Source organism: Streptomyces sp. URMC 126, from assembly GCF_051386555.1.
Taxonomy (GTDB): Bacteria; Actinomycetota; Actinomycetes; order Streptomycetales; family Streptomycetaceae; genus Streptomyces.
The window spans coordinates 1-7,423 of the sequence record NZ_JBPQTX010000333.1; the positions used below are offsets into that span (position 1 = coordinate 1).

At 71.9% G+C, this 7,423-nt stretch carries 7 protein-coding genes and 1 pseudogene; 7 read left to right on the forward strand and 1 reads right to left on the reverse strand.

Annotated features, from left to right (window positions below):
* A pseudogene (locus tag ACSNOK_RS28265) lies at positions 1-314 on the reverse strand (hypothetical protein); the annotation flags it as partial.
* A 196-nt stretch (positions 315-510) separates the two neighbouring features.
* Here ACSNOK_RS28265 and rimP point away from each other — a divergent pair.
* The 7 genes from rimP (at position 511) to truB (ending at position 7,354) form a co-directional block, all read left to right on the forward strand.
* Complete coding sequence (gene rimP, locus ACSNOK_RS28270; RefSeq protein ID WP_436783627.1) at positions 511-1,044, forward strand: ribosome maturation factor RimP; 534 nt, start codon at positions 511-513, stop codon at positions 1,042-1,044.
* Between the two features lie 2 nt (positions 1,045-1,046).
* Positions 1,047-2,048, forward strand: a complete 1,002-nt coding sequence (nusA, locus tag ACSNOK_RS28275; RefSeq protein ID WP_436783628.1) for a transcription termination factor NusA — start codon at positions 1,047-1,049, stop codon at positions 2,046-2,048.
* Between the two features lie 180 nt (positions 2,049-2,228).
* Positions 2,229-2,519, forward strand: coding sequence for a YlxR family protein (locus ACSNOK_RS28280; protein ID WP_436783629.1), 291 nt, complete (start codon positions 2,229-2,231; stop codon positions 2,517-2,519).
* A gap of 179 nt (positions 2,520-2,698) precedes the next feature.
* The gene (gene infB / locus ACSNOK_RS28285; protein WP_436783630.1) at positions 2,699-5,533 is read left to right on the forward strand and encodes a translation initiation factor IF-2; all 2,835 of its coding nucleotides are present in this window, start codon (positions 2,699-2,701) and stop codon (positions 5,531-5,533) included.
* A gap of 134 nt (positions 5,534-5,667) precedes the next feature.
* Positions 5,668-5,964, forward strand: a complete 297-nt coding sequence (locus tag ACSNOK_RS28290; RefSeq protein WP_199891275.1) for a DUF503 domain-containing protein — start codon at positions 5,668-5,670, stop codon at positions 5,962-5,964.
* 23 nt (positions 5,965-5,987) lie between these two features.
* Positions 5,988-6,452 carry a 30S ribosome-binding factor RbfA gene (gene rbfA / locus ACSNOK_RS28295; protein WP_436783631.1) on the forward strand — a complete coding sequence of 155 codons (465 nt, stop codon included), beginning with the start codon at positions 5,988-5,990 and terminating at the stop codon, positions 6,450-6,452.
* Positions 6,449-7,354, forward strand: coding sequence for a tRNA pseudouridine(55) synthase TruB (truB, locus tag ACSNOK_RS28300; protein WP_436783632.1), 906 nt, complete (start codon positions 6,449-6,451; stop codon positions 7,352-7,354). Before rbfA ends, truB begins: the two co-directional genes overlap by 4 nt.
* Positions 7,355-7,423: the final 69 nt, after the last annotated feature.

A 7,423-nucleotide genomic window follows, 5' to 3' on the forward strand; every position in this document is an offset into this window, starting at 1 on the left:
GCCCCTGGGGGAGGGGCGGAGGGGCCGGCGCCGAACGCCTCGGCGTGGCGCAGGGTTTCGGCCCGCAGCGGGCGCAGCCGGGGGGCCAGGCCGCCGTGCGCGGCCAGCGTGGCGTCGTAGCGCGCGAGCAGCGCCGCCGACGCCCGGCCGGCCTCGGCCCGGAGTCGTGCCCCGGCGCGGGCCCGGTCGTCGTCCTCCGGTCCGCCGGCGCAGGCCGTGAACAGCGGCGCGCCGCCCAGCAGTACCGCCGCGCCCGTCAGCAACGCGCGCCTGCGCGGGCCGCCGCGGGCCCCCGCCGTCGTCGTGAACGCCACGTTCCACTTCCTGCCGGTGGTCGTCGGGACACCGTCGCGGGACCAGAGGTCGTGATCACCGTTCGTGAGCGTACCGGCGCCCGGCGGGTCCACCGCGGACGAGGCACCGAATCGTCAGCCGGGTGCCGGAACGGATAGGCTTTGACCAGACACGCGACTTTCCCACAACAGCACACGCGGCCGAGGAGTCACCCGGATGAGCACCACCCAGAGCGAGCGGCTCCGCGAGCTGCTCGCCCCTCTCGTCAGCGCACGGGAGCTGGATCTGGAAGAGGTCGACGTGACGCCGGCCGGCAAACGGCGTGTGCTGCGCATCGTGGTCGACTCCGACGAGGGCGTCCAGCTGGACGAGTGCGCCGAGCTGAGCAGGGAGATCTCCGCGAAGCTCGACGAGAGCGACGTCATGGGCGGCGCCCCGTACGTCCTGGAGGTCACCTCCCCCGGCGCCGAGCGCCCCCTCACCGAGCACCGGCACTACGTCCGGGCGACCGGCCGGCTGATGAGGGCCCGGCTCACCGCGGGCGGCGAACTGGTCGCGCGGATCGTCGCCGTCGACGACGAGGGACTGGATGTGGAAGTACCGGGCGTGAAGGGGCGCAAGCCCACCGCCCGGCGGCTGGCCTTCGACGAGATCGCGAAGGCCCGCGTGGAGATCGAGTTCAACCGACCGTCCGGTGCGGGGGCCGCCCAGGCCGCAGCAGAGACCGACGAGAACCAAGAGGAGGCGTAGCCGTGGACATCGACATGAGTGCCCTGCGGGGCCTGGTGCGAGAGAAGGAGATCTCCTTCGACCTGCTGGTCGAGGCGATCGAGTCGGCCCTCCTCATCGCGTACCACCGCACCGAGGGAAGCCGCCGCCGGGCCCGTGTGGAGCTGGACCGGTCCACCGGCCACGTCACGGTCTGGGCCAAGGAGGACCCGCAGGACCTCGCCGAGGGCCAGGAGCCCCGCGAGTTCGACGACACCCCGTCCGGCTTCGGCCGGATCGCCGCGACCACCGCCAAGCAGGTCATCCTCCAGCGTCTGCGCGACGCCGAGGACGAGATCACTTTCGGTGAGTTCGCGGGCCGTGAGGGCGACGTCGTCGCCGGCGTCGTCCAGCAGGGCAAGGACCCCAAGAACGTCCTGGTCGACATCGGCAAGCTGGAGGCCATCCTGCCCGTGCAGGAGCAGGTCCCCGGCGAGGACTACACGCACGGCACCCGGCTGCGCACCTACGTGGTGCGGGTCGCCAAGGGCGTCCGCGGCCCGTCCGTGACGCTCTCCCGGACCCACCCCAACCTGGTGAAGAAGCTCTTCGCCATGGAGGTCCCGGAGATCGCCGACGGTTCGGTGGAGATCGCCGCCATCGCCCGCGAGGCCGGTCACCGCACCAAGATCGCCGTCCGTTCGACCCGCTCCGGGCTGAACGCCAAGGGCGCCTGCATCGGCCCGATGGGCGGCCGCGTCCGCGCGGTGATGGCCGAACTCAACGGCGAGAAGATCGACATCGTCGACTGGTCGGACGACCCGGCGGAGCTCGTCGCCCACGCGCTGTCCCCCGCCCGGGTGAGCAAGGTCGAGGTCGTGGACCTCGCCGCCCGCTCGGCCCGGGTGACCGTGCCGGACTACCAGCTGTCGCTCGCCATCGGCAAGGAGGGGCAGAACGCCCGCCTGGCCGCGCGGCTCACCGGCTGGCGGATCGACATCCGGCCGGACACCGAGCACACCGAGCAGCAGGACAAGCCGGAGTAAGCGCCGGGAGACGGAAGCATTCGGGGGCGCGCGGCGCGAAGTCGGCGCCGGTGCCGGCGCGGCGTGCCCCCGGCGCTCGGCCCTCGTCGGACCGCCGCTCCGCACCACGAGTCAAAAAGCATACGGAGCCGATCTGTGCCCCAAAGGGGTGAGCGCGGCTCGGGGAGGTAGACTTAACCAGTGTCTGGCCGGACGCATGCCCGCGCATGCCCTCAGCGCACCTGTGTGGGGTGCCGGGAGCGAGCGGCCAAGGGCGATCTGCTGCGGATCGTGCTGATCGAGGGCGCCTGCGTCCCCGATCCTCGCGGTACGCTGCCCGGCCGGGGTGCCTCCGTGCACCCCACACTGGTCTGTCTCGACCTGGCGGTCCGCCGCCGAGCGTTCCCTCGGGCCTTCAAAAGCCCGGGACCGCTGGACACCGCGGAACTGCGCCGTCACATCGAGCGGATCGCAGCGGCACCGCCGCGGTGAAGAGTTAGGCCCCACGTCAGTGGGGATGTCCCAGGCACGGGTACCCGGTACCCGTGCGGTCAGGTACCTCGCGATTTGGAAGTAGGTCGAGATTGCGATGAGCACTCGATGAGTACGCGATGAGTACGCCCATGAAGTAGCGACGGTCCGGTTGACAACCCGGACCTAGAAGGAGCGAAGTGGCTAAGGTCCGGGTATACGAACTCGCCAAGGAGTTCGGAGTGGAGAGCAAGGTCGTCATGGCCAAGCTCCAAGAACTTGGTGAATTCGTCCGTTCGGCGTCCTCGACGATCGAGGCGCCGGTCGTCCGTAAACTGACTGACGCGCTGCAGGGGCCCGGCGGCAACGCCGGCAAGTCCGCTGCCAAGCCCGCGGCGCCGCGCAAGGCGGCCCCCGCGAAGCCGGGCGCGCCCACTCCGGGCGCCCCGCGTCCGGGTGCTCCCGGCCCGCGCCCCGGCGCCCGTCCGGGCCCGGCGGGTCAGCAGCGTGACGGCGGCCAGGGCCAGCGTGCCCCCCGTCCGGGTCAGGGCGGTGCCCGTCCCGGCGGTCGTCCGGCCGGTCCCCGTCCGGGCAACAACCCCTTCACCTCCGGTGGCTCCACCGGCATGGCCCGCCCGCAGGCCCCGCGCCCGCAGGCACCCCGCCCCGGTGGCGGTCCGGCCGGTCCCGGCGGCGCTCCGCGTCCGCAGGGCGGCCCCGGCGGCGCTCCCCGGCCCCAGGGCCAGGGCGGCGCTCCGCGTCCGACCCCCGGCGGCATGCCCCGTCCGCAGGCTCCCGGCGGCGCCCCGCGTCCCGGCCCGGCGGGCAACCGTCCGAACCCCGGCATGATGCCGCAGCGTCCGGCCGCCGGCCCGCGTCCGGGCCCCGGCGGTGGCCGTGGTCCCGGTGGCGGTGCCGGTCGTCCCGGTGGCGGCGGTGCCCGTCCGGGCTTCGCCGGCCGTCCGGCCGGTCCCGGCGGCGGCGGTCGTCCGGGTGGCGGCGGCTTCGCCGGCCGTCCCGGTGGCGGTGGCCCCGGTGGCGGCGGCGGCTTCGGCGGCGGTCGTCCCGGCTTCGGCGGGCGTCCGGGCGGTCCCGGTGCCCGTGGTGGCACGCAGGGCGCGTTCGGCCGTCCCGGCGGTCCGGCCCGTCGTGGCCGCAAGTCCAAGCGTCAGCGGCGCCAGGAGTACGAGGCCATGCAGGCCCCGTCCGTGGGCGGCGTGATGCTGCCGCGCGGCAACGGCGAGACCATTCGCCTGTCGCGTGGTGCCTCCCTCACCGACTTCGCGGAGAAGATCGGCGCCAACCCGGCGTCGCTCGTCGCCGTGATGATGAACCTCGGCGAGATGGTCACGGCCACGCAGTCGGTGTCCGACGAGACGCTGACGCTCCTCGGCGACGAGATGAACTACACGGTTCAGATCGTCAGCCCCGAGGAGGAGGACCGCGAGCTCCTCGAGTCGTTCGACATCGAGTTCGGTGAGAACGAGGGCGGCGAGGAGATGCTCGTCGCGCGTCCGCCGGTCGTGACCGTCATGGGTCACGTCGACCACGGTAAGACGCGACTGCTCGACGCGATCCGCAAGACCAACGTGGTCGCGGGCGAGGCCGGCGGCATCACCCAGCACATCGGTGCCTACCAGGTCGCGACCGAGGTCAACGACGAAGAGCGCAAGATCACCTTCATCGACACCCCGGGTCACGAGGCGTTCACCGCCATGCGTGCCCGCGGTGCGAAGTCGACCGACATCGCGATCCTCGTGGTGGCGGCCAACGACGGTGTCATGCCGCAGACGATCGAGGCCCTGAACCACGCCAAGGCGGCCGACGTGCCGATCGTGGTCGCGGTCAACAAGATCGACGTCGAGGGCGCGGACCCGACCAAGGTGCGCGGTCAGCTGACCGAGTTCGGCCTGGTGGCCGAGGAGTACGGCGGCGACACGATGTTCGTCGACATCTCCGCCAAGCAGGGTCTGAACATCGACAAGCTGCTCGAGGCCGTCGTCCTCACCGCCGACGCCGCGCTCGACCTGCGCGCCAACGCGGAGCAGGACGCGCAGGGCATCGCGATCGAGGCCCACCTCGACCGCGGCCGCGGCGCCGTGGCCACCGTCCTCGTCCAGCGCGGTACCCTCCGCGTCGGCGACACGATGGTCGCGGGCGACGCCTACGGCCGCGTGCGGGCCATGCTCGACGACAAGGGCCAGAACGTGGAGGAGGCGGGTCCGTCGACCCCGGTCCTCGTCCTCGGTCTGACCAACGTCCCGGGCGCCGGCGACAACTTCCTCGTCGTCGACGAGGACCGCACGGCCCGCCAGATCGCCGAGAAGCGCGCGGCGCGCGAGCGCAACGCGGCCTTCGCCAAGCGCACCCGCCGGGTGTCCCTCGAGGACCTCGACAAGGTGCTCAAGGCCGGCGAGATCCAGCAGCTCAACCTCATCATCAAGGGCGACGCGTCCGGTTCGGTCGAGGCTCTCGAGTCCTCGCTGCTCCAGCTCGATGTGGGCGAGGAGGTCGACATCCGCGTGCTGCACCGCGGCGTGGGTGCGGTCACCGAGTCCGACATCAACCTGGCGTCCGGCTCCGACGCGATCGTCATCGGCTTCAACGTCCGCGCCGAGGGCCGTGCCACCCAGATGGCCGAGCGCGAAGGCGTCGACGTCCGGTACTACTCGGTCATCTACCAGGCGATCGAGGAGATCGAGGCGGCCCTGAAGGGCATGCTGAAGCCGGAGTACGAAGAGGTCGAGCTCGGTACGGCGGAGATCCGCGAGATCTTCCGCTCGTCCAAGCTGGGCAACATCGCGGGTGTCCTCATCCGCTCCGGCGAGGTCAAGCGCAACACCAAGGCGCGCCTCATCCGCGACGGCAAGGTCGTGGCCGAGGACCTCACCATCGTCGGTCTGCGTCGCTTCAAGGACGACGTCACCGAGATCCGCGAGGGCTTCGAGGGCGGTATCAACCTCGGAAACTTCAACGACATCAAGATCGACGACGTCATCGCGACGTACGAGATGCGCGAGAAGCCGCGAGGCTGATCACCGCAGCTCCTGGGGCCGGTCGGCGGGGAATATCCCGTCGATCGGCCCCGGCCGTTGCGTGTACGGTTTCGAATGAGCCGTACACAACTACGGATGCCGAAGGCCCCACGGGTGGCATGAACCCGCACTCCATGTATGTAGGGACGCTGTCCTTCGACCTCCTCCTCGGCGACGTACGGTCGCTGAAGGAGAAGCGCTCCGTCGTCCGCCCGATCGTCGCCGAGCTGCACCGCAAGTACGCGGTGAGCGTGGCGGAGGTCGGCGATCAGGACCTCTACCGCAGGGCCACCATCGGCCTGGCGGCGGTCTCCGGCGACATGGGGCACCTCACGGACCTACTGGACCGCTGCGAGCGCTGGGTCGCCGCACGTCCCGAAGTGGACCTGCTGTCCGCGCGGCGGCGGTTCCACGGCGAGCACGACGACTGAAACACCAAGAAGGAGACGGACCAGTGGCCGACAATGCGCGGGCTAAGAAGCTGGCGGACCTCATCCGGGAGGTGGTGGCCCAGAAGCTGCAGCGCGGCATCAAGGACCCGCGGCTCGGCAGCCACGTGACCATCACGGACACCCGGGTCACCGGCGACCTGCGGGAGGCTACGGTCTTCTACACGGTCTACGGGGACGACGAGGAGCGCGCCGGCGCCGCCGCCGGACTGGAGAGCGCCAAGGGCATGCTCCGCTCCGCGGTCGGCAAGGCGGCGGGCATCAAGTTCACGCCCACCCTGACCTTCGTGCCGGACGCCCTGCCGGAGAACGCCCGGACCATCGAGGACCTCCTCGACCGGGCCCGCGACCTGGACGCCAGGGTGCGCCAGGAGGCCTCGGGCAAGGACTACGCCGGCGAGGCGGACCCGTACCGCAAGCCGGGCGAGGACGACGACAACGGGGCCGCCGAGGGTGGCGCCTCCGCATGAAGCGCAAGTCTCCGCCCGGCCCCGACGGTCTCGTCATCGTCGACAAGCCGGCCGGCTTCACCTCGCACGACGTCGTCGCCAAGATGCGCGGCATGGCGAAGACCCGCCGCGTCGGGCACGCCGGAACGCTGGACCCGATGGCGACCGGCGTGCTCGTCCTCGGCGTCGAGCGGGCCACCAAGCTCCTCGGTCACCTCGCGCTGACCGAGAAGGAGTACGTGGCCACCATCCGGCTCGGCCAGAACACCGTGACGGACGACGCCGAGGGCGAGATCACCTCGTCCGCCGACGCCTCCGGGGTCACCCGCGAGGCGATCGACGCCGGGGTGGCCAAGCTGACCGGGGCCATCATGCAGGTCCCGTCCAAGGTCAGCGCGATCAAGATCGACGGCAAGCGCTCGTACAAGCGGGCGCGCGAGGGCGAGGACTTCGAGATCCCCGCCCGCCCGGTGACGGTCTCGTCCTTCACCGTGCACGCCGTGCACCCGGCGGAGGCCGAGGACGGCACCCCGGTGCAGGACGTGCTGGTCTCCGTGGTCTGCTCGTCCGGCACCTACGTCCGCGCCCTGGCGCGCGACCTGGGCGCGGACACCGGCGTCGGCGGTCACCTCACGGCGCTGCGGCGCACCCGGGTCGGCCCCTACGGGATAAGCGAGGCGCGCACGCTGGACCAGCTCCAGGAGGAGCTGGCCGTGATGCCCGTCGCGGACGCGGTCTCCGCCGCGTTCACCCGCTGGGACGTCACCGAGGAGCAGGCGAAGCTGCTCGGCAACGGCGTCCGGGTGCGCATGCCGCTCTTCGAGACCACCGGGCCGGTCGCCGTCTTCGGCCCGGACGGGACCTTCCTCGCGCTGGTCGAGAACCAGGGCGGCCGGGCGAAGATCCTCGCCGTCTTCGGCTGATCCGGGCCGGCGTCACCGCCCCGGGAACACCGTGGGGCGGGGACCGCGTCACCGCGCTCCCCGCCCCAC